The organism is Chloracidobacterium sp. (assembly GCA_015075585.1).
Lineage (GTDB): Bacteria > Acidobacteriota > Blastocatellia > Pyrinomonadales > Pyrinomonadaceae > OLB17.
In genome coordinates, this window is the sequence record JABTUB010000002.1 from 573,634 (window position 1) to 594,662 (window position 21,029).

Sequence of the window (21,029 nt, forward strand, 5' to 3'; positions counted from 1 at the left end):
TAACTGCTCCTATTCATCGATAACCGGTTCCTGTTTGCGGCTCTTTCGTCGCTCGGCCTTCCATGCCTTTCGCGTCGCTGCGACATCGAACGGCTCGCGTTTGCCGTCGCGCATATTCTCGATCTCGTGCTGAACGCGGGCAGCGATCAGGCGATACGCCTCAGTATTCGGCACTCCAGCGACCATTTCCTTCAGCTCTGAATATTCAAGAAATCGACCAACCTTTGCGCCGATACTCGCACCGATACTTTTCCGCGGCGGTATCACCATATCCTTCGGGAAGGCCTCGTATGTGCCCCAAATGTATATCGGCAGAATGCCGATCTTTTGATTTAACGCGAGGTAGCCGATGATCGGCTTGAATTCCGCGATACGGCCGCTCTTCTGCCTGCCGCCCTCCGGAAAGATCAGCGCATTATAGCCGTCTCTGAGTATCTGCAAAACATGCCTAAGCGACTGCCGCAGGCTGCCTGTGCGTTCGATCGGCACGAGCGTCGTAAAATTATTCATATACGCGCGTTTGTACTTCGTATCGAACCAATAATCGGCGGCAGCAACGGCGACCGTTTGCTCGGCAACGCCTTTTCCGAGAGCACGCTTTACCAACCCTGTATCGAGATGCGATGTGTGATTCGGCGCGACAATGAAATTCACATGCTGCGGCACGTTCGCCTCGCCCTCGATGTGTGTGTCGAGCACGTTTGAGTAGAGCGTGTCCTGGGCCAGATCGACCACTGCATTACCGATGCGTTTGACGATGCCGGGAATGTATATCTCCTTCTCTTCATCCTTCTCTTTCAGTTCAGGCTCATCGGCGAGTTTTTTCGACCGGTCAACGCGATCGACAGCTGTAAGCAGTTCACGCACCGTCTGGACCTCGTTCAGCGTATCCGGTGAAATTACGCGGCCGCCCGCATCCTCAACCGCGGCCTGAAGCTCGACGAACATCAGCGAATCAAATCCTAGTGTCAAAAGCTTGTCATCTATTGCGACATCGGACAGCGGCCTGCTTGACACGGTCGCGACGATCTTTCTGATCCAAAGGGCGTTGTCGTCGCCCTTTGCCTCGACAATGTTCTTCGTCTTTGAACGCGAGCGGCCTTCGAGCGTTTGAAGCATCTCAACGACCTCGGGCCGTTTTACTTTTCGTGTCGCCGTACGCGGCAGCTCGAACGGCGTAAGGTGCAGTACCTTTACGCGTTTGAAGAACGGCAGGCCGGCCGATATCTCGCGGAAATGCTCCTCGACCTTCTTATTCGCTTCGCTCCGATTGAGTGTGATGTCGTATTCATAATCAGGCACGACAAGCGCCGCGATCCTTTCGCCCGCATCTTCATCGGGCAGCCCGACGACGCTTAACTCTTTGATATAAGGCGACTTACCATAAAGCTCTTCGATCTCGTCGGGATAAATGTTCTTGCCGTTCGAGTCTATGATCACATCCTTCGAACGTCCGACGATGAACAGGTTTCCGTCCTCATCAAGCCGTCCGAGGTCGCCGGTGCGCAGCCATCGATCGTGCAGAACGGCTTCGGTCGCTTCCTCATTATTAAAGTAGCCGACCATTACATTCTGCCCGCGTGCCAACACTTCGCCGACACCGTTCTCGTCAGGCGAGTCGATCTTGACCTCGACGCCGGGAAGCGGTTTGCCGACACTTCCCTTCAGGAGTTTGTTGCCCGGCCGAGCGACCGTCAGCACAGGCGATGATTCGGTAAGGCCGTAACCTTCGAGCACGGTGAAGCCGAGGCCGTGCAGATCCTTTTGCACCTTCTCGGTAAGTGCCGAGCCGCCCGAGATCAAATAACGCATCTTGCCGCCCATACCCTGATGGATCGGGAAAAAGACGATCGGCCCGAGATTGAACGGCGTGTTATCACGTATCCACGCATTAAAATCGATGATATTGTCGGCGAGGTCTGCGAACCAATCGCCGCGTTCGCGCAGGCGTGTCTTTATGCGGCGATGCAGCATTTCCCAAAGCGCCGGAACGCCGACCATGCCCGTTACGTGCCCGTTCTCGATCGTGTGTGAAAGGTCCTCGGCCGTCAATTCGTTAAGATAGGTGATCTGCGTTCCGTTCGCGAACGGCGTCAAAAAGCCGGCAGAGAATTCAAATGTGTGATGCATCGGCAGCACGGACAATACACCGTCCGTGATGTCCATATCGAGTACACTCGAAAGCATCGAGATCATGTTGACGAAGTTCTTGTGCGACAGCATCACCGCTTTTGGCGTGCCGGTGGTGCCAGAAGTGAATATCAGCGATGCGATGGCGTTTGACGGAACCTTAGGCGGCAAAAGGGCGTTGCGTTTCGCCTCTTCGACCTCAGGATGCATCTCAAAGACATCGTCGAATGTCCACACGGCCGGAACGCGGACGCTCTTGTCCGCATCGCTGCCTGCCGCGAGACCGTCTCCTTCGCTCGACACCTTCGACAGATCCGCATCTTTCTTGCCTTTCGCACTATTGCGGACGGGATCATCCGCGTTCCAAACCTCCCGCAGCCGGCCCGGCAAGCCGCTGTTTTCCTCAAGCAACTTCGGCGAGATCACGATCGCGGCAGCCTCGCCGGCCTTCGCAAAATTGATCACTTCATCGACCGAACTCGACGGGTCGATCGGTATCGCCGTCGCTCCGGCCTTCAGGATCCCGAAGTAGCTAATGCCCCACTCGGGCATATTGTTCGAGAAAAGTACGACACGGCTGTTCGGCCCGATGCCGTTCGCCGCGAAGAACCCGGCGGCACGATAGACCAACTCACGCACATCTTCGTATGTGTACTGCTCTTTGCGGCCGTCACGCTCGATGCGCATTGCGACGCGTGTGCCGAAACGCTTTGTCGCCGTGTCAAAAAGATCGAGCAGATCTTTGTAGGTATAAGCACGCTTTTCGACCGATTTGAGTTCTTCTTCCAGCGTCGGCAGCACCCATTTGCGCATACCCGGAAAGTGGACGTTGAGCCAATAGTCGTACCAATCGAGCCTTTCGGGATACCACGGCAGCAGCGGTTTCTCTTTCTCCTTGATCATCGCCTGCAACGCCCGGACGTTGTCGGAACGGTAAAGATATTCGTTATCGATCATGAACGGCTTGAACATCCCGAACGCATCTATCGTCGTTTGCGTCGATTCCTTAAAGCCTTCGGTCGTCTTTTTCAGATCTGAAATGATATTGCCGATACGGCCGCCGCCCCAACGCGGTGCCGCCCTGTCCATTAGGGCGTCGGCACGCTTGGCGAGTTTATTGAGCATGGGAGCACTGGTCAGCTCGTATGTGCGCTGCGTTACAGAGCTTGTCTCTATCATTCCCGCGAGTTTATTGGCGATCTTATTGCCGGTGTCCTTTTCTTCAAAATGCTTGCGTTTGTAAAGCCCGACCAGCCCGACGATACGCTTCATATCGTTCGGGTTCGAGTCGCCGGAAGATGCCTGAAAAACGAGCGGCGGATGATCATCGATCAGAACATTCATCGCAGCCGCAAGTATCGCACCAGCGACCATATCGACCGGAATAATGTCGAGAATCAGCTTTTCATTCACCGGAATCACAGGCTGGCCGCGAAGCGCGATCAAAATAAGCGGAGCCGTCGTCGTAAAGCCCTCATTCCATCCCGGGAACGGATACGCTTGCGACGATTCGACGATCGAAGGCCGGACAAGCGACTTAACGATGTCATCCTGCGAAGCGATGATCTGCTCGGCGAGCGATTTTGAGTAGGTGTAGATATTTGTCCAGCCCCAATATTCCGCACGTTCGGCGCCAAGCTCCGTCGTACGCTCGCGGATCCACATCTTGCGTTCCCGAAATATCGCGGATTTCAGTTCGCTTTCGTCGTCCGGGTCGCGGCCTTCCTCGATGAACCGAGCGCGCGCCGCCTCGCGGAACTTTGCGGCCTGCACGGCATCGTTGGCCTCTTGACGCGCCTGCTCGCTCAAGCGGGCACAGTCCTCGACCTCACGCATGACGTCAAACGTTGTGCCGACAAGCTCATCTTTTCGCGGGAAATATCCGACGACCGGCTCATTCTCCCAGATCGGCCCGGAACGCTTACCCGCAACAAAGCACGTCGAAACGTGCACAAGCCGCGGCTTCTTCATCATCCGCGCGAGCTTAATTATGTTATTCGAACCGACAACATTTGTCCTTAGGGCCGACTCAAGCGGCGGATTGAACGTAACGTTGCCCGCGCCGTTGATGATGATATCGGTGTCGGCCATGATCGCCTCGGCCTCTGCTTCGTCGAGGCCCAGATACTCATTGCCGACATCACCGTTCACCGGTACGACCTTCGATCGAATGAAATCCTCAAATCCGTCGCCGTACTTTTCACGCAGCGGATCGAACGTCGGGCTTGTCACAATGCTCGTCCAGAATCTTATGTTCGACTCATTCGCATCACGAGCCCTGACGGTCGCATAGACCTTTCCGATCGCGGGAAAATTATGTAGCAGCATCGAGAGCGTAACCTTGCCGACAAAGCCCGTCCCGCCGATAAAAAATATCGTCTTGCCCTTAAATATCTCTGTTGGTGATAGTTTCATTTCCTGATTGGTACAAGCATTTCGTCCACGGTCTTTTTCAATTCACATTCCACGGAGGCTTCAGCTCATCAATAAGGCTGTCTTCGAGTCCCGCCGCGAGATTGATGTGAAAGCCGCCGTATTGGAACAAACCATCGGTGGACAGTCCATAGATTTCAACCGATTGTTTTTGTAAAAGGCATTTAACAAGACCCTCGTTATTGCGTGTGTTTGTAGTCTGCGAAACGTGAGCGTTTCGGTAATTTAACATTCGACTTCTAAGCCCTCTATCCGTTTTACCGATGTACATTACTTCACTATCAACAACAAATGCATATAGAATATTGGCACTTTCCGGCTCATCAAAGAGATCGAAATCTAGCTTTCCCTCAACCAGTTTCCATTTGCCAACAGGCTTAAAGCCTATAGATCCAATGCGCTTTAAGTTTTCGCCCACGACCACCTCCGTTAAACTGACTTTCAAAGGAAAAGCTCATGACCTCAATGAATTCGTGCGGATAAAACTCGTGTTTCCCTAAGGGCAATTCCTGACTCATTTCTTCCTCGTTCCAACAAATCCGATCTTCCGTTTCAAACGCTTCGGATCGCGCATGATCTCGCCTAATAACTGAAACACGACATCAAAATCGCCCTCATGCTTTGCGGCGACCTTTGCCAGTTGGTCAACCCGTTTCGCCAAATCTTTGTGCAATGCCAAAACAGCCCGCATCTTTACAAAAGCCCGCACGACAACGATACTAGCCTCAACCGCCGTCGGGCTATTAAGAATGCTCGCAAGCATAACCGCACCATGTTCGGTGAAAGCGAATGGAGCGTATTTGATATTCGAACCGCGTTTTGAGCCGCTTTTGTTCAAGGTCACAGTTTGTGACCTTGAAGCTTCCAGCTGTGATATCTCATCTTCGGTAAGTTCAAATAAGAAATCATCAGGAAATCGATGTCGATTCCTCCTAACCGCCTGTTTCAATACGCGCGTTTCGACCTTATAAACCTCAGCTAGATCACTGTCCAACATCACGCGTTGCCCACGGATGACGTAAATTTTATTTTCGACCTCTTGCATTACGGCCAAAGCCTGATTCTGTTCGGTCTCTTTGCTCATTTTATTCTTGAACAGTCCGATTACGATCTGGAACTGCAACTTCTGCGATCGGACGACTGACCGCTGTCCAACGGCTACTAATCCGTTACGCTGCAAAGCCCGGTGATCGGCTGATGCAGCATCGTTATCCCTTCGTTATAGTCTTCGGCGACGGCTTCGGTTATATCGCCAATGGAACAATTTTCGACTTCAATATCTTCCGGTCGCGCGTAATCAGCGGTATTTTTTCAACAAGGCTCGTTGCCGCGATGATCTCGTCTGCCGGATCGGATTGAAAATCAAGCGCGGTGCTAGCGCGGGCGATCTCCAAGGTTATTGGATAAACCGTTGCCTGTCGAAGAAATCTTCTGAATGCAACGCCATCAACATCAATGGAAATCCGTTTCTGTTGTACGAGTTTTGAAATTTCCCACAAAACGATGCCCGAAATAGCAACAGGTACGCCTTCGAGCAAGTCGAGTTCGCGCACCGAGAGATCGCCGATCAATCCATCTACAACTATGTGCGTGTCAAGATTCAGCATCCCATTTGATTCCAGTCGACATTATGTCCCCATGTATCTTGATCTGCCCTTTCATCGAGCCTATCCATTCGGAGTTGTTGGGCTTAATTGGTATGACTTTGGCGACCGGTTTACCTCGCTTCTCAACGACGATGCCCTCGGCCTCTAGATTGTCAAAGATACTTAGGCATTTTGCCTTAAATTCCGTTACGCTAATTGTTCGTGTTTTAGCTTTCATAACACAAATCTTATCATAATGACCAGTCAGGTGACCAGTCATTTTAATCCGTCACGCTGCAAAGCCCAATGATCGGCTGGTGGAGCATTGTGATCTCGGCGTTGCGGCCCATATATGATCGTGCCATTTCAATTGCCTCGGTCAGGTTGTCGGCGCGTTCCCAGCCGAGCATTTCGGGGACGTGAGCATTCTCGGCACCCGCGACTATAACTTTGCCGACGTGCTGACGCCCATTTTCGCCCCAATACCACATAAAGAACGGGTGCGCGCCGTGATAGGCATTGCCGCGGCGATACATCTCGACATAAGCCGGATTTGAAGCGAATTCACGCTCGTATTTCTCACGCAGATAGAAGGCGTCACGCGATTCGGGCAGCAGGCGATGAAAGAATTCGATATATGACGGGTGAAAATTATGATCGAACTCGTCAAAGCACGGATGCGTGATGACCATCACGCCGCCCTTTCGCAGCAGCGGCTTGTTGCGATACATATTGAAGTGATAGCCGAGGGCCATCACCTGCACGAGCAGCGGATTGAGCGCCGAATAGACATTGTAGGGCGAAATGTCCGGAATGCCCGAGATCAGGATGTCGCACTGCCCCTTGACCGGTATCTCGTACTGCCGATAATTCAGCTCGAGTATCCTTTCGTGAACAGGTTCGGTACGGCCCGCAAAACAGCCGATCATCTCGTATTGTGCCGGTATCGCATGCAGCATCTTTCGGCGTGCGGCACGCGGCAGCTTTGAGAACGTGCGTTTCATCGCTTCCCACTTGAGGCGGTCGGCGAATGAGAATTCGTCCTCGTTCCGCGTGAGTATGTCGTAGCCCTCGCCGAACATCCGATTGTTAAGAGCCGTCTCGATATGAAAGACCTTGCAGGCCTCGTCAACGAGCTTGCCGAGCCGGATGACCTTGTGATTGAGCGCCGACTTCGGCGGATCCATGTACGAGTCAGAGTCGCGTATCGTCTGCGGTTCGTGGTGCGCACGCAGCGACTCGTAATCGCACAGCCCGACCGCGACAGACTTATGTCCGCCGTCCATTGGCACAAAATTGACGTTGGCGTAGATCAGCAGGTCGCTCTCGATCGCACGCTTATTCACGCGAAGCGGCTCATTGTGCCGCGTGTGGCCGAGGGTGATCAGGTTGTCGTCGTCCTCGGCATCGTGGTTGTAATATCGGTCAGGGTAGAACTCGTCGAATATCTTCGAGCCGACCATCCGCTTCATCTCCCACTCGGTCATCTTGCGGTGGAGCGAATTCGCGATGATCAGGTGGATATCATCAACTCCGTTCGCCGCACACATATCCAAGATGACCTCAAGCATCGTCTGCCGTATGTCGGGCGTCGCCATCGGCGGCAGCGGTATGCTGATGTCGTCAAGCGCGATCGTTACGCGCATTCCCGGTTCGAGCAGCGCATACAGCGGCTCCATCTCGAACGGATGATTTACCGCATAGCGTATCGCCGCCTCGCGGTTCGGCAGGCCTTTGATCGGCGGATTCGGATAGATCACCCGCGTCCCTACCGGTATGTCCTCAAGGATGAAATCCTCGCCGTTCGGCATGATCCGCGGCGCCGAATCCTTGTCAATGTACACGATCGACTCGTGCGTTTTTCGTCTTAGCTGAAGTGCCATAATTTCTTAGCCCGCATCGCGGGCGGCTAGCATAAAGCCTAGGGCGTCAGCCCTAGGAACTCGTCAACAAATCTCACCCAAGCCCGCAGCCACGGGCGGCAGCGTCCCGATCTCTAAATACCTTTCATCAAACTCGACCCCGTTCTTAACCAGCAACTCAATGAACTCGTCCCGAAAATCGCGCTTCGCGTGATGAACCTCCTGTTCGGCAATGTATCGACGAACCTTCTCGATTTGCGACGCACTGACGGTAAACGCGCCATATCCACGCTGCCAAGCGAAATCTTTCGTTTCAGGAAATACATCGTGCATCCATCCACTTGAATTTGCTTTAATGTCTCTGAGCACATCGGATAGTGCCTTGTCGGGCCGCAGTTTTGCCAAAACGTGAGTATGATCAGGCATACCGTTTATCTCCAGAAAAATACCACCGAGATTTCGAATGATCCCGCCGATGTATTCATACAGCCGCACTTTCCGTTCCCCCGTAATTAGCTGTTGTCTCTCCTTCGTCCCGAAGACGATGTGATAGATCAAATTTGTGTACGACTGACCCATTTGTTTGACGCTGCCGCCCGCTTTGCGGGCTTTACCAATTTCCAATCCGTTTCCTGGGGCTCACGCCCCAGGCTTTATGCTTGTCACCCGCGTTGCGGGCAGCAGAGATCATTTCAGATCCAAGATCGCCCAGTCGTGTTGCAGGGCCGTTTGTTTCAGGCGAAAGTCGGGGCAAACGGCGACCGGATGACCGACGATCGAGAGCATCGGCAGATCGGATATCGAATCCGAATATGCATAAGACTCTGACAGATTTATGTTCTCACGCTCGGCGTATTCGCGTATCCACTTCGCCTTTGTCGCCGAAGCCATCACCGGCGGCAGAACGCGGCCCGTCGCATAGCCATTGACGAATTCGAGGCGGTTCGCAACATAATCATCAATGCCGAGATGATCCATCAATTTCGCGATGGTAAAGTCCAACGCGCCGGTCAGCACGACCTGCCGCTGCCCGATCTTCTTTCCCTGTGCGATCAGTTCTTCAGTGCCCGGAAAGATCGCAGGCTTCAGCACTTCCTCAAAAAGTTCGTCAGAAAAATACCGAAGCCGATCTTGCGAAAAGCCCTCGTAGCTGCGGAAGAAGACCTCGTTAAAGACGTTGCGCGAATACAGGTCGGTAACGCCGAAAAACGGCAGCTTTACGAGCGTCTCGACACTCTTGCGCGCGGTCTGCCAAAGCCCTTGCTGCCGCTTTGCGTAAAATGCGAGCGTGTGGACGAGGTTCGTGCTTACCAGTGTGCCTTCAAGGTCGTAAAATGCCGCCGCTTGTCCGTTTTTATTCATAGACGCGATGTGCTATCGTAATCTCACCCAAAAATGGCCCGGACCTGATAGTTAACAGAGCTTATATTAGCACCGATCCGAGCGAAGCAATAGGATTTTGAGCAACTCATTACAAAATAATTACATTTTGTAATTACATTGTAAATACATCATATGCGGCGAGCACTCTTTCCCGGCTCTTTTGACCCATTAACGAACGGCCATCTCGACATTCTTCGTCGCTCGGCACCGCTTTTTGACGAAATGATAGTCGGCGTGCTGAATAATCCTGACAAAAACCCGATGTTCACCGTCGAAGAGCGTTCAGAGATGATACGCGAGGCGCTGACGCTGATCGACGGCAGCGGCTGCAGGTTCACGGTTGCGAGCTTCTCGGGCCTGACGGCCGAATTCGCCCGCCGATCGGGCGCTTCAGCGATCGTTCGCGGCATTCGCGCCGTGAGCGATTACGAATACGAACTGCGAATGGCGTTGATGAACCGCCGGCTTGAGCCTTCGATAGAGACGGTCTTTCTGATGGCAGGCGAAGAATACTCGTACGTTTCATCGACCCTTATGAAGCAGGTCTTTTTGCTCGGCGGCCGCATCGGAGGCCTCATTCCGCCACAGGTCGAAGCCCGAATGCGAGAGAAACTTGATCCCGGCGCCTGAGAAATGAGTGCAAGGTTGCTCGGGCCGATAAATGCGACCGCCTGATTAGCCATTCCGCCTCGATATGGCACAATAGACAATTATGAGTTCATTCCCTGTTTCCGAAGCAGTTTCGGCGATGCACGGCTCATCGACATTGATCGCGGCGCAGATGGCATCTGAGATGCGGGCGCAAGGCATTGACGTCATTGATCTGTCGGTCGGCGAGCCTGATTTTTTAACGCCTGAGTTCATAAGGAATTACGCGATAGACGGGCTGAATGAGGGCTTTACGAAATACACGCCGGCGGCGGGCCTCGCGAACTTCAGGCAGGCGATCGTTGATTTTTATGCGAAGCGATTCGGTGCGGAACTTTCGACGAACGAGATAGCCGCGGCATGCGGCGGCAAACAGGCATTATTCAATGCCGCGTGTGCATTGCTCAACGCGGGCGACGAAGTGCTGATACCGCAGCCGTATTGGGTAACGTTCCCCGAGATCGTGAATTTCTGCCGAGCGGTGCCGGTTTATATCGACACCGAGCCGACTGAATTCATCCTGACGGCGGACAGTGTTGCCGCCGCGATCACGGATAAGACAAAGCTTTTGATCATCAACTCGCCGAACAATCCGACGGGCCGCGTCATACCAAAGGATGAACTTATTCGCATTTTCGAGGTTTGTGCGTCGAAGGGCGTTTACGTCATCACCGACGAGTGCTATCTGTTCTTTGTCTATCCGCCGGCGGAGCCGTTCTCGGCAGCGAGCCTGCCTGCTGCGATGCGCAAATACATCTGCATTGCCGGCAGTTTCTCAAAGACGTATGCGATGACGGGCTGGCGCATAGGCTATACGATAGCCGACCCGGAATGGACAAAAGCAATGGTCAAGCTGCAAAGCCACTCAGCAACGCACCCGACATCATTCGTGCAATACGCTTGTGCCGAGGCACTCGGCGACCTTGATAAAACGCTTGAGGTCGTCGCGCTGATGACAAATGAATACGAGAAACGCCGAAATTGGCTGGTGCCGGCGCTGAATGAGATCCGCGGATTAAAGTGTGCCATGCCGGAAGGCGCGTTCTACGCGTTCGTTGATGTTCGCGGGCTTTTGGGTGCGAAACTTCATACTTCCGCAGACGTCGCCGAAGTTATGCTGAAGCATGCTCACACCGTTGTTACGGACGGCGCGGGCTTTGGTGCCGAAGGCTTCCTGCGTATCTCGTACGCAACATCGCTCCACAACCTCGAACGTGCAATGACCGCACTGCGCGAACTCTTCGGCACGCGCTAAAAAAGACACGGCGGCATTATGCGCTCAGAAATGACCGACGGCTCGAACGAAGTTGCGCTGTCTTAGCCATTTCCGCATTCGCGCATTCGTGGCCGTACTCTTACTTCAGCCGCCGGTCATCATCAGGCCGATGTCCTCGGTAGAGGTTACGAGAGGGTCAACCTCGCCGACGATCTTGCCTTCGCGAATTACGAGCAGGCGATCGGCGAGGGCCGTTACTTCTTCTAATTCGGCGGAAACGAGCAGCACTGCCGTGCCGGCATCGCGCAGGCCGATGAGTTTGCGGTGAATGAACTCGATAGCACCGATATCGACACCGCGGGTAGGCTGTGAAACGAGCAGTAATTTGGGGTGTAACTCGAACTCGCGGCCGATAATCAGCTTCTGCTGATTGCCGCCAGAGAGCGAACGCGCCGCAAGCGTAGGATCGGACGGACGCACGTCAAAATCGCGTATTATCTCACCGACGCGTCCGGCGATCGCCGCGTTGCTCAGAAAACCTGCGGATGACGCGATAGGCGGGCGGTAATGAACGCCGAGTATGGCATTCTCCGCAAGGTCGGACTCGAGCAGAAGGCCGCGCTTGTGGCGGTCTTCGGGGATATGTGCGATACCAAGCTCTTTCAGATGGCGTGCCGAAAGGCGTGTTACATCGCGGCCGTTAAAATCAAATGAGCCTGAGCTCGGTTTTGTAAGCCCCGCAAGTGCCTCGATCAACTCCGTTTGGCCGTTGCCCTCGATCCCCGCAATACCGACTATCTCGCCCGCACGAACCGAGAACGAAACACCGTCCACCGCCAACCCGTGCTTCCCTTCGACCGACAGCTCTTTGACCTCAAGTACCGTTCCTGCCGGCTCGGCCTTTGTCTTCTCAACACGCAAAAGCACGTCGCGGCCCACGATCATACGAGCGAGTTCCTTTGCATTCGTCTCGCTCGTCGCGACGTTGCCGACCGCTCGGCCGTCACGCATAACCGTAACTTCGTCCGATATGGCCAACACTTCGTCAAGCTTATGCGTGATGATGATAATGGTCTTGCCTTGCTCCTTCATACGGCGAAGGATGTTGAAGAATTCGTCAACTTCCTGCGGCGAAAGAACCGCGGTCGGCTCATCCAAGATAAGCAGCTCGGCGTTTCGATATAGTGCCTTTAACAGCTCAACACGCTGCTGCTGCCCGACGGACAGATCCTCTATCACGGCCCGCGGATCGACTCCAAGCCTCAGCTTGTCAGAGAGCGCTTTTATGTCATGGTTAGCTTTTTCAAGGTCGAGGCTTGCCGCCGAACCTGTCTCGGCACCGAGGATTATGTTCTCGGCAACGGTCATCGTATCGACAAGCATAAAGTGCTGATGCACCATGCCGATGCCGAGCGCGATCGCATCATGCGGCGTCTTTATCGAGACCGGCTTGCCGTCAACCAGGATCTCGCCGCTGTCGGCATTGTAAAAGCCGTACGCGATGCGCATGATGGTCGATTTTCCGGCGCCGTTCTCGCCGACGATCGCGTGGATCGTACCCTTATGAACGGTCAAAGAAACATCGTTATTCGCGATAACGCTGCCGAAGGTCTTTGTGATATTTCTAAGCTCTAACATATAAGATCAGTGCGGGCCGAAGCTCGAACCCAGCAGATAAACTACGAGGCCAACCATCAATATGGCGACGGCGCCATTGACCCAGAAGCACTTCTTGAACATTGCCGGCGATGACGCAGCTTCTAAGACAACTGCACGAACCCTGGCAGTGATCATCAGGACCGAGCCGCTGTCAAGAAAAAGAAAGATGAAAAACCGATCACAACTATCAGTTTCAGAACACTCACGCGACCTAGTCGCCTTTCGGTACAACGTGTGGGCGTAACCAACCCTCGATCTCGTCAATACCCCATTTGCCCGCTTCGATTTTCAAAGCAGCATCAACGATCTCATTATCTTCTGCCGCAAGCTCACAGTCGTTCAACTCCAGAAATATTTCCATAAGGAAGGTTGCGGTCCTCTTGTTTCCTCCAACCCACGGATGGTTCTTTATTAGGCCGAAGCACATCGTTGCCGCCTGCCGAATAAGATCGGCGTCGTCATAGGCCGCCGCCTGCTTCGGTCGTGCAAGGGCTGACTCGATCAGATCTCGGCGATCTACGCCGAAATATATCTCATCCCAAGACCGCATCAACCAGATATGCAGGCTTATCGCCTCTTCGACAGGGAGATATACCGGCCCGTCAGTCGCCAATTCGCTTTAGTTCCTCGTACACTTTTCGACGCTTGGTCATCACCTTTTCAGCCACGCTTCGTGCCCGTTTCGAGAGCGGCGGCAGGACTTCGGCGCTCACTCGATCGCCATCCTTGAATGTGATAAGCACTTGCGTCCCTTTCTCGAGGTTGTTCTCACGAGCAAAATCAGCAGGCAGATCCAATACCCATGAGCGCCCAACAACCTTGATAGGCTTGTCTTTATCGGATTTTGCGTTGCTTACCATTTTTTGTCCTCGAATTATAGCACCGTTTACTATGCGTCCAGATCAATTCGCCATTGCGTCCGTAACTTTGATCTTGCCTGAGATGATATCGGCCTTTGCCTGTTCGACCTTTAGAATGACATCGCCCGGGATCAGCGATTCGCCGCGGTCATTTCGGTTATTCTCGTCCATTGCGTAGGCTACGCCGTCCTTATCGAGGCCGAAAACGTGAAAGCCGCCCTGGAACTTGCCGTCCAGCACCTCTTTAACAACGTCGTAGCAGGCATTATCAACACGCTTCACCATCGAGGTCAGTACGTAGCCGGGCTTGACGCCGTTCTGATTCGAGTCAACGCCGATAACGAATTTATTCGCCTCGCCGTTCGTTTTCCCGTATTGCTCGACGGCGTCGAACGCCCCGAGGCCCGAGTTGCCCGCAGCGGTAAAAATGACATCCGCACCGCGTTCGATCTGTGCAAGTGCGAGTTCCTTGCCCTTGCCGGGATTATTCCAGGCGGCATCCGTTACACCGACATAGTTATCGATGATCCTGATGTTCGGATTCACGCTTTTCGCCCCTTCAGCATAACCGGTCGCGAACTTATGTATCAGCGGTATATCCATTCCGCCGATAAAGCCGAGCACGCCTGTCTTCGATTTCGAAGCGGCGATCATCCCGACGAGATATGAGCCTTCATGCTCACGGAATACGAGCGATGCGACATTGCTGAGCGGTGTCTTGCCGTCCTTTTCAAAGATCACACCGTCAACGATGGCGAACTTGATATTCGGATAGTCCAACGCGACCTTTTGCATGATCGGCCCTTGAGCAAAGCCGACACCAAAGATCAGATCGAAATTCTTCTCCGCAAACGCCCGCATCGCAGGCTCGATCGAGGTCGGGTTTCCCGGCTCAACGTCAAAGAGGCAAATGTTAAGCTCCTCTTCGGCACGTTTGACGCCTTCCCATGCGGCCGCGTTGAACGAGCGGTCATTCTTACCGCCGATGTCAAAGACGATCCCGACGTTCACCTTGCAGCCCGGGCGCCGCGCCGCAACTCGCGGGCTGCACGACGACAAAAACCATACCGACATCAAAGCAAGGATGATCAAAAATATATTTCGATATCTCATATCAGACCGCTGCCCGAATAAATTTTACCGCTTTCGGAATTTCCGTTGATATTTTATAGGCACTTCGTATCATTTCGCTAATCGCCGTCGCATCGTCGGCCTTTCTTGCATAGACAGTGCCGACCGCATCGCCCTTGGCAACGTTTTCGCCCACCTTTTTGAGCGACGCAAAGCCTACAGTATGATCGACCGTATCCTCAGCCCTTACTCGTCCGCCGCCGAGCATACATACCGCGTTGCCGACCGCAAATGTATCGACTGCCGTCAGATATCCTTTAGATGCAGCGCGAATATCGAGCGTGAACAGCTTTTTTTCCAGCAGCCTGTCAGGCTTGTCGCACACACGCGGATCGCCGCCCTGAAGCTCGACATTGCGGCGAAAACGATCAAGTGCTTCGCCCGAGCGGAGCACCGAAAGTATCTTGTCCTTAGCGTCCGCCTTATTCGTTGCGATACCGCACATCAACAGCATTTTCGCAGTAAGCTCGACAGAAAGTTCGAGTGTCGGCAGCATCTCGGGTTCGGCATCGCCCCGCAAGATCTTTATGCACTCGTAAACCTCCAATGCGTTGCCGACAAATTTACCGAGCGGCTGGCTCATATCGGTTACGAGGGCCTGCGTCGTCACGCCAAATGATCGGCCGGTTTCACACAGAGCCTTTGCGAGTTTTATGGATTCGGTTGGCTTCCGTATGAATGCACCCGAGCCTGTCTTTACATCAAGGATCAAGGCATCAAGTCCCTCGGCAAGTTTCTTGGACATTATCGACGCCACGATCAGCGGAATGTACGGCACGGTCGCCGTCGCGTCGCGAAGCGCGTAAAGACGCTTGTCCGCCGGCGCTATCTGCATCGTCTGGCCGATAAGCCCGAAGCCGCACGCCTTCATCACTTGTTTTAATCGCTTGAATGAGAGGTTGACGTTATAGCCCGGGATGGATTCGAGTTTGTCGAGCGTGCCGCCCGTGTGGCCAAGCCCGCGGCCCGACACCATCGGTACAGCGATGCCGCAAGCCGCCGCTAACGGCGCTATCAGCAGCGATGTCTTATCGCCGACGCCGCCGGTCGAATGCTTGTCCGCCTTTGGCGCATCGATATCGCTAAGATCCATCACGATGCCGGAGTGCAGCATCTCGCGCGTGATCGAGTTTTGCTCACGCAGGTTCAGCCCGCGAAGGATCATCGCCATTACAAGTGCCGTGATCTGATAGTCGGCCCACGTGCCTGTCGTAAGGCCGACGACGAACTCGGCGATCTCGCCATCCTTCAAAGCATGCCCGTCACGTTTGCGTGCGATTATTTCCTGTGGACGCATATCGGTTGAACAAGTTTCGCACAACTCCGCTCAAAGTTGAATCTACCGACGTATCGTTGCCGTAAGCGGACGGGCCGCAAGCCGAATCGCTTCAAAGCATAAAAAGGCCGCCCGATCTATTCTCAGGCGGCCTGCTCGTGTGAGTTAATGTCAGCGGACGAAGATGCTTGGGACGGGAATGTCGCCCGTTGAGCCGAACTGTTTTATCAGAAGGCCGGCGGTCGAGCGTTTCACATACCAAGTGCTGCCGGTCGGACGGAACACCGCTGCGTCTGCCTGGCCGTCGCCGTCATAGTCGCCCGGCGAAGGCACATCGCCTGTCGTCCCGAACTGATCCGCGTAATATGTCAGATTTTCGCTCCGAAGGATGTACCACGTTCCCCCTGATGTCCAGAATGCAATGTCAGCCTTGCCGTCTCCCGTGTAGTCGGCAGGCACTGCCTTGTCCGTCGAAGAACCGAACTGTGTTGCGAACACGCTGTTATCCGAACTCTTGCGTATCCACCATTCGGCACCATTCGCACCGTTCGGACGGAATACGGCAATGTCAGCCTTGCCGTCGCCGTCATAGTCCGCTGCGACGGGTTTGTCGCCTGCCGCTCCGAAGCCTGTGATCGTAGTGCCGCCCGTTGTGTTGTTTATGTACCAAGTGGAGTTCGACGGACGGAACACTGCTGTGTCGGCTTTTCCGTCGGCATCGTAATCCGCAGGAACGGGCACATCGCCGTTTGCTCCGAACGGTGTTGCATAGTACGTCATATCCTCACTGCGGAGAACATACCAATAGCCTGTCGAAGGCCTCCAGAACGCCACATCAGCCTTGCCGTCGCCCGTGTAATCAGCCGCAACAACACTGTCTGTCGCAGCACCGAACTGCGTTGCGAACACTCCGTCATTCGAACTCTTTGATATCCACCACTCCGAGCCGTTCACTCCATTCGGTCGATAGATCCCGATATCCGTCTTCCCGTCCCCGTCAAAGTCGAACGCGGTTCCGGGCTGTACCGGACTGAAGATCGTGAATTGAATCAAGCGCGACACGGCAAAGCCGTTCTCAGCACCGGCATCAGTTACGTACCATCGGCCGTAGAATGTGCGGCCGACAAAGGCCGGATCGGACGGAATGGCAAGTGCAATGCTGCCGTATCCGTTACCGCTTCCGGTTCCGGCGAGTGTAATGGTGTACACGCCGAAGCTGCCGATCGTCGGAACTGATGCGCCGACGCCCGGATCCGCAGAGTCGATGACGAGTTTTGCGGCAGCACCGCCGAGACCGTTCGAGACGCCGAGCGTAAAATTCGGATTGCCGAGCATCGGCGGTTCGATGGCTGTCGCATCAGGCACACGCGCGCCGGAGCCCGCACGGCCGGTACCATGTATCAGCGGCACGCGCTCGCTTTCGGTATAAAGCCTCGGCCGGTCGAATGGGGCCGTCTCATCGCGGACACGCGGATCGGTAAGCGGGCGTTTTAGGAATGCCGCAAGGTTAGCCCGCTGTTCGTTCGTCAGCGATAACGGATGGATCAGGTCACGATCAATATTGGGCGCATTGAACTCACCGCCTATACGATAGAATTCGACAACTCCTTCGATCGCCTCTTTCTTGCCGTTATGAAAGTACGGCGAGCGGAGGAACACATTGCGCAGTGACGGGGTGCGAAAGCGGCCGTCGTCATCCTGAAGGCCCGTGATAGCGCCGCGGCCGCGGTCCTCGAACTGCGGGCGTACGCCGATGTTGTGGTAATTTCCGTCGCTGAGCAGCGGCCCGCCATGGCACGCTATGCACGAGTTCGTCAAAAAGACGATACGGCCGCCGTCCTCGTCCGGATGAAGCTCCGAAATGCCCTGTGCATATTCGTCAAGCGGCGTGCGGTCGGAGAAGAGCGTACGCTCATGCGTCCCTATCGCCATCGCGATCCGAGCCGGCGTGACCTGCGGCGTACCGAAGGCTTCCCTAAAAAGCTCCGGATATGAGCGGCCGCTTATCCAGTTCTTAAGTGCCGGCGGGATATGTGTCGCGAGGGCGAGCGGCCTTACGTTTTGAATGCGGGCAGCGACATCGACCCAAGAACGGCCATTATGACCCATCTCGCCCGCATTGACCGGCGGGCCGGCCGCCTGATTTTCGAGGCCTCCGTATGCGGTCAGAAGGACGTCGTTCGTTATCTGATCGTGAAAAACGTCGCCGGCGCGGCCGTCCCAGAACAAACCGTTGCGCGTGTAGCCCGCGTTGAGATAGGTCGGCGATTTGCGGCCGGTTACCTGCTCTCGGAATTTGAAGAGGCTGTTCCAGTTGTAGAGTCCGTTCGCGTTGTTGTCTATCACGCCCGGCGAGCCGAAGACATCGTCAGCGGTGTTAAAGACGTTGTCAAAGCCGGGATTTCGCGCCCGATCATCGTTGAAGATCGTCCGCGGGTCACTACCGCCTGCGCCGGGCCGATGGCAGGTGCCGCACGATACAGTATTCGTTGATGAAAGCTGCTCATCCCAGAACAATGCCTTGCCAAGATACGCCTTTGCGGCGGTTATGGGATTCTCGGGCGGTGCGGGCGGAGGTTCGAGCGGAAAAAAATCGTTCGGGTCGCCAGTAACCACGGCTCGAAAACCGCCATCGCCTCGGCTGAGCTGGCTTACGTTGCCGCCATTCTCGGCACGAACCCAATAATAGTAGGGCGTCGCAGCGGCCGGAGGCGTATCAAAGAAATAATTTGCCTCGGTCGTTCCGACATCAACGGCTGTAATGTAGTTTTCCGTATCGTTGCGAAAGACGCGGTAGAGTGTTGCATCACGAACCGTCTCCCACGAGACCTCGATCTTCTGGGCGTAATTACCATCCGACGCAGAAACATTCGTCGGCGAGCCGAGCGGAGCATCGAGAATTCTGCCCTTAACGCTCGTCGTTCGCGACGGCAGTAGATATAGGGCCGCGGACCCTCCGATCAGAGCAAAAATGATGCTGAGTTTAAGCCGACGCATTCTAAATACCTCTTGACGCGTGATACAACGGGACACTTTTCGGTTCTCAGGAGTATTCCCGCACATTTTAGCAGTTTTTACGGTATTGCCAAAGGAATTATGCGGCCGTTTCGGAGGACAGCTCTGCCGCAAATAATGATCGAGTGAAATAAACTGTGCAGAACATCCAGAGGTCGGGTAAAATCAGCCGTATGAAGATGCGTTCAACGGCTGCGGCCGTTCTGTTTGCAGCGGTATTTGTAGGCATTGTGGCCCACGGCAATCAAATATCGGCGGCGGCGTGGCGATCGGTCCAGGTTCAGCCGACCCCACGTCCGAGGGTGGTCGTTACGAGTGCCCCGACCTTGACGCCGACACCTACGCCGGAAGCGGCCGCTCCAAAACCGACGCCGAACGCGACGGGGCCGACCCTCGAAGAATTACAGTTAAAGATCCGTCAAAAGCTTTTCTCGCCCGATGTTCGACGAGGCCGCGTCGGCGTAAAGATCGTGTCGCTGGCAACGGGCAAGGTCGTCTTTGAGAGTGATGCCGACAAGTACTTCATTCCCGCGTCAAATATGAAGAATTTCACGATCGCAACGGCGATCGAACGGCTCGGGCCTGATTTCAAATTCATCACCGATATCATCGGCGAAGGCCCTGTCGATCCCGCAGGCACTGTCAAGGGAAACGTACGCATCTACGGACGCGGCGATATCTCGATGTCAACATCATTCGACCCTGCATTCCCTTCAGCGACGAACTATTTCCGTGCTCTCGATATGGTCGCGGATAAGCTGGCCGCCGCCGGCGTTAAGAGGATCGAGGGTGATCTGATCGGCGATGAAAGCTACTTCCGCGGCTTTGCCATTCCGCCGACGTGGGAATGGGACGATCTCGCGGCGTATTACGGTGCAAGCATCTCCGCACTGCCGATGAATGACAATGTGGTAGATGTTTCGATCCGTCCGGGTACAAAAGGCGGGCCGTGCATCGTGTCGATCCTGCCGTCAACACAGCTCGTAAAGATCATCAATAACTGCATTACGGGCAGCAGCGACACTGTTGAGATCAACCGGTTGATCGATCAGAACGTCGTTGAAGTGAACGGCGTGATGACAACGAACGCAAAAGAGAAGAAGGTCGCGATCCCGTTCTCACACATCGCCGACCTTTATATCGAGCTGCTGAAACAACGGCTTGCCGCAAAGGGCATTATCGTAACCGGCCGTGCCTTTTCGGTCAGCTCACCTCCGGCGGTGTGTAACGGCTGTACGAACGCGCCGACTTACCTTCTCGGCAAGGTAGAATCGCCGCCGCTTTCATACATCGCCGCAAAGACGATGAAATCCAGCCAGAATATGTACACCGAGACCATTCTTTGGGCTCTCGGCGAAGAGTCCGGACGTAAGAGCGGCGGTTCGGGGCCAAGTTCGGCTCTCGGGCTCGCGGCAGTAAAAAAATTCCTCACTGAGATCGGCATTCCTGCTGACGCCGTTCTGCAGTACGACGGCAGCGGAATGTCGCGCCACGATCAGATCACACCGTCCTCAGTGATCACGCTCTACACATATATGGCGAAAAGTAGGAATGCTCAGGTATGGCGAAGCAGCCTTGCTGTCGGCGGAGCGGACGGAACATTGCGGAAAAGGTTTGCAGGCACGGCCGCGGCCGGCAACTTCCACGGCAAGACCGGCACGGTCGATCAGGTTTCTGCGCTTTCCGGCTATCTCAAGACCGCAGGCGGCGAGGAGTTGGCAGTGTCGTTCATCGTCAACGGCGTGCCTGACACGCAAAAGCGCATCTCGCTTATCGATTCAATTGTGGTTGACCTTGCGAATTTTGCCGGCAAGGTCGATCAATGATCTC

General features: G+C 54.6%; 16 protein-coding genes and 1 pseudogene. 3 read left to right on the top strand and 14 right to left on the bottom strand.

The genetic code is table 11. The features are described from left to right. Positions 1–9: 9 nt before the first annotated feature. From HS105_11595 to HS105_11630, 8 genes and pseudogenes are all read right to left on the bottom strand, one after another. Positions 10–4,545, bottom strand: a complete 4,536-nt coding sequence (locus tag HS105_11595; protein ID MBE7517230.1) for an AMP-binding protein — start codon at positions 4,543–4,545, stop codon at positions 10–12. 37 nt (positions 4,546–4,582) lie between these two features. Beyond that, positions 4,583–4,987, bottom strand: a complete 405-nt coding sequence (locus HS105_11600) for a GIY-YIG nuclease family protein (GenBank protein ID MBE7517231.1) — start codon at positions 4,985–4,987, stop codon at positions 4,583–4,585. A gap of 90 nt (positions 4,988–5,077) precedes the next feature. Then, complete coding sequence (locus tag HS105_11605; protein ID MBE7517232.1) at positions 5,078–5,608, bottom strand: ORF6N domain-containing protein; 531 nt, start codon at positions 5,606–5,608, stop codon at positions 5,078–5,080. A gap of 199 nt (positions 5,609–5,807) precedes the next feature. Next, positions 5,808–6,170, bottom strand: a complete 363-nt coding sequence (locus HS105_11610) for a type II toxin-antitoxin system VapC family toxin (protein MBE7517233.1) — start codon at positions 6,168–6,170, stop codon at positions 5,808–5,810. Further along, the gene (locus tag HS105_11615) at positions 6,157–6,387 is read right to left on the bottom strand and encodes a type II toxin-antitoxin system Phd/YefM family antitoxin (protein MBE7517234.1); all 231 of its coding nucleotides are present in this window, start codon (positions 6,385–6,387) and stop codon (positions 6,157–6,159) included. The genes HS105_11610 and HS105_11615 overlap by 14 nt, the downstream gene beginning before the upstream one ends. A gap of 43 nt (positions 6,388–6,430) precedes the next feature. Continuing rightward, a complete protein-coding gene (locus HS105_11620; protein ID MBE7517235.1) occupies positions 6,431–8,032 on the bottom strand; it encodes a DUF2088 domain-containing protein in 1,602 nt (533 codons plus the stop codon). A gap of 129 nt (positions 8,033–8,161) precedes the next feature. After that, positions 8,162–8,590, bottom strand: a pseudogene (tnpA, locus tag HS105_11625) (IS200/IS605 family transposase). Between the two features lie 108 nt (positions 8,591–8,698). Further along, entirely contained in the window at positions 8,699–9,373 is a 675-nt protein-coding gene (locus HS105_11630; GenBank protein MBE7517236.1) for an HAD-IB family hydrolase, read from the bottom strand. Positions 9,374–9,526: 153 nt separating this feature from the next. On the opposite strand from HS105_11630, the gene coaD reads away from it, so the two are divergent. Beyond that, on the top strand, positions 9,527–10,024 hold the full coding sequence (coaD, locus tag HS105_11635) for a pantetheine-phosphate adenylyltransferase (GenBank protein MBE7517237.1): 498 nt from the start codon (positions 9,527–9,529) through the stop codon (positions 10,022–10,024). Positions 10,025–10,106: 82 nt separating this feature from the next. Further along, positions 10,107–11,297: a pyridoxal phosphate-dependent aminotransferase gene (locus HS105_11640; GenBank protein MBE7517238.1), complete on the top strand. Its 1,191-nt coding sequence runs from the start codon at positions 10,107–10,109 to the stop codon at positions 11,295–11,297. A gap of 105 nt (positions 11,298–11,402) precedes the next feature. Here HS105_11640 and HS105_11645 read toward each other — a convergent pair whose 3' ends face one another. The 6 genes from HS105_11645 to HS105_11670 all read right to left on the bottom strand — a co-directional run bounded on the left by HS105_11645 (position 11,403) and on the right by HS105_11670 (position 19,181). After that, a complete protein-coding gene (locus tag HS105_11645) occupies positions 11,403–12,896 on the bottom strand; it encodes an ABC transporter ATP-binding protein (protein ID MBE7517239.1) in 1,494 nt (497 codons plus the stop codon). Positions 12,897–13,128: 232 nt separating this feature from the next. Then, positions 13,129–13,530: a type II toxin-antitoxin system death-on-curing family toxin gene (locus tag HS105_11650; protein ID MBE7517240.1), complete on the bottom strand. Its 402-nt coding sequence runs from the start codon at positions 13,528–13,530 to the stop codon at positions 13,129–13,131. Continuing rightward, on the bottom strand, positions 13,520–13,777 hold the full coding sequence (locus HS105_11655; GenBank protein MBE7517241.1) for a hypothetical protein: 258 nt from the start codon (positions 13,775–13,777) through the stop codon (positions 13,520–13,522). The genes HS105_11650 and HS105_11655 overlap by 11 nt, the downstream gene beginning before the upstream one ends. Positions 13,778–13,819: 42 nt before the next feature. Then, positions 13,820–14,890, bottom strand: coding sequence for a BMP family ABC transporter substrate-binding protein (locus tag HS105_11660; protein MBE7517242.1), 1,071 nt, complete (start codon positions 14,888–14,890; stop codon positions 13,820–13,822). A gap of 1 nt (position 14,891) precedes the next feature. After that, positions 14,892–16,205 carry a thymidine phosphorylase gene (locus HS105_11665; GenBank protein ID MBE7517243.1) on the bottom strand — a complete coding sequence of 438 codons (1,314 nt, stop codon included), beginning with the start codon at positions 16,203–16,205 and terminating at the stop codon, positions 14,892–14,894. Positions 16,206–16,355: 150 nt separating this feature from the next. Beyond that, positions 16,356–19,181, bottom strand: a complete 2,826-nt coding sequence (locus HS105_11670; GenBank protein MBE7517244.1) for a VCBS repeat-containing protein — start codon at positions 19,179–19,181, stop codon at positions 16,356–16,358. A gap of 191 nt (positions 19,182–19,372) precedes the next feature. Between HS105_11670 and dacB the strand changes: the two genes are divergently transcribed. Beyond that, positions 19,373–21,025: a D-alanyl-D-alanine carboxypeptidase/D-alanyl-D-alanine-endopeptidase gene (dacB, locus tag HS105_11675; GenBank protein ID MBE7517245.1), complete on the top strand. Its 1,653-nt coding sequence runs from the start codon at positions 19,373–19,375 to the stop codon at positions 21,023–21,025. Positions 21,026–21,029: the final 4 nt, after the last annotated feature.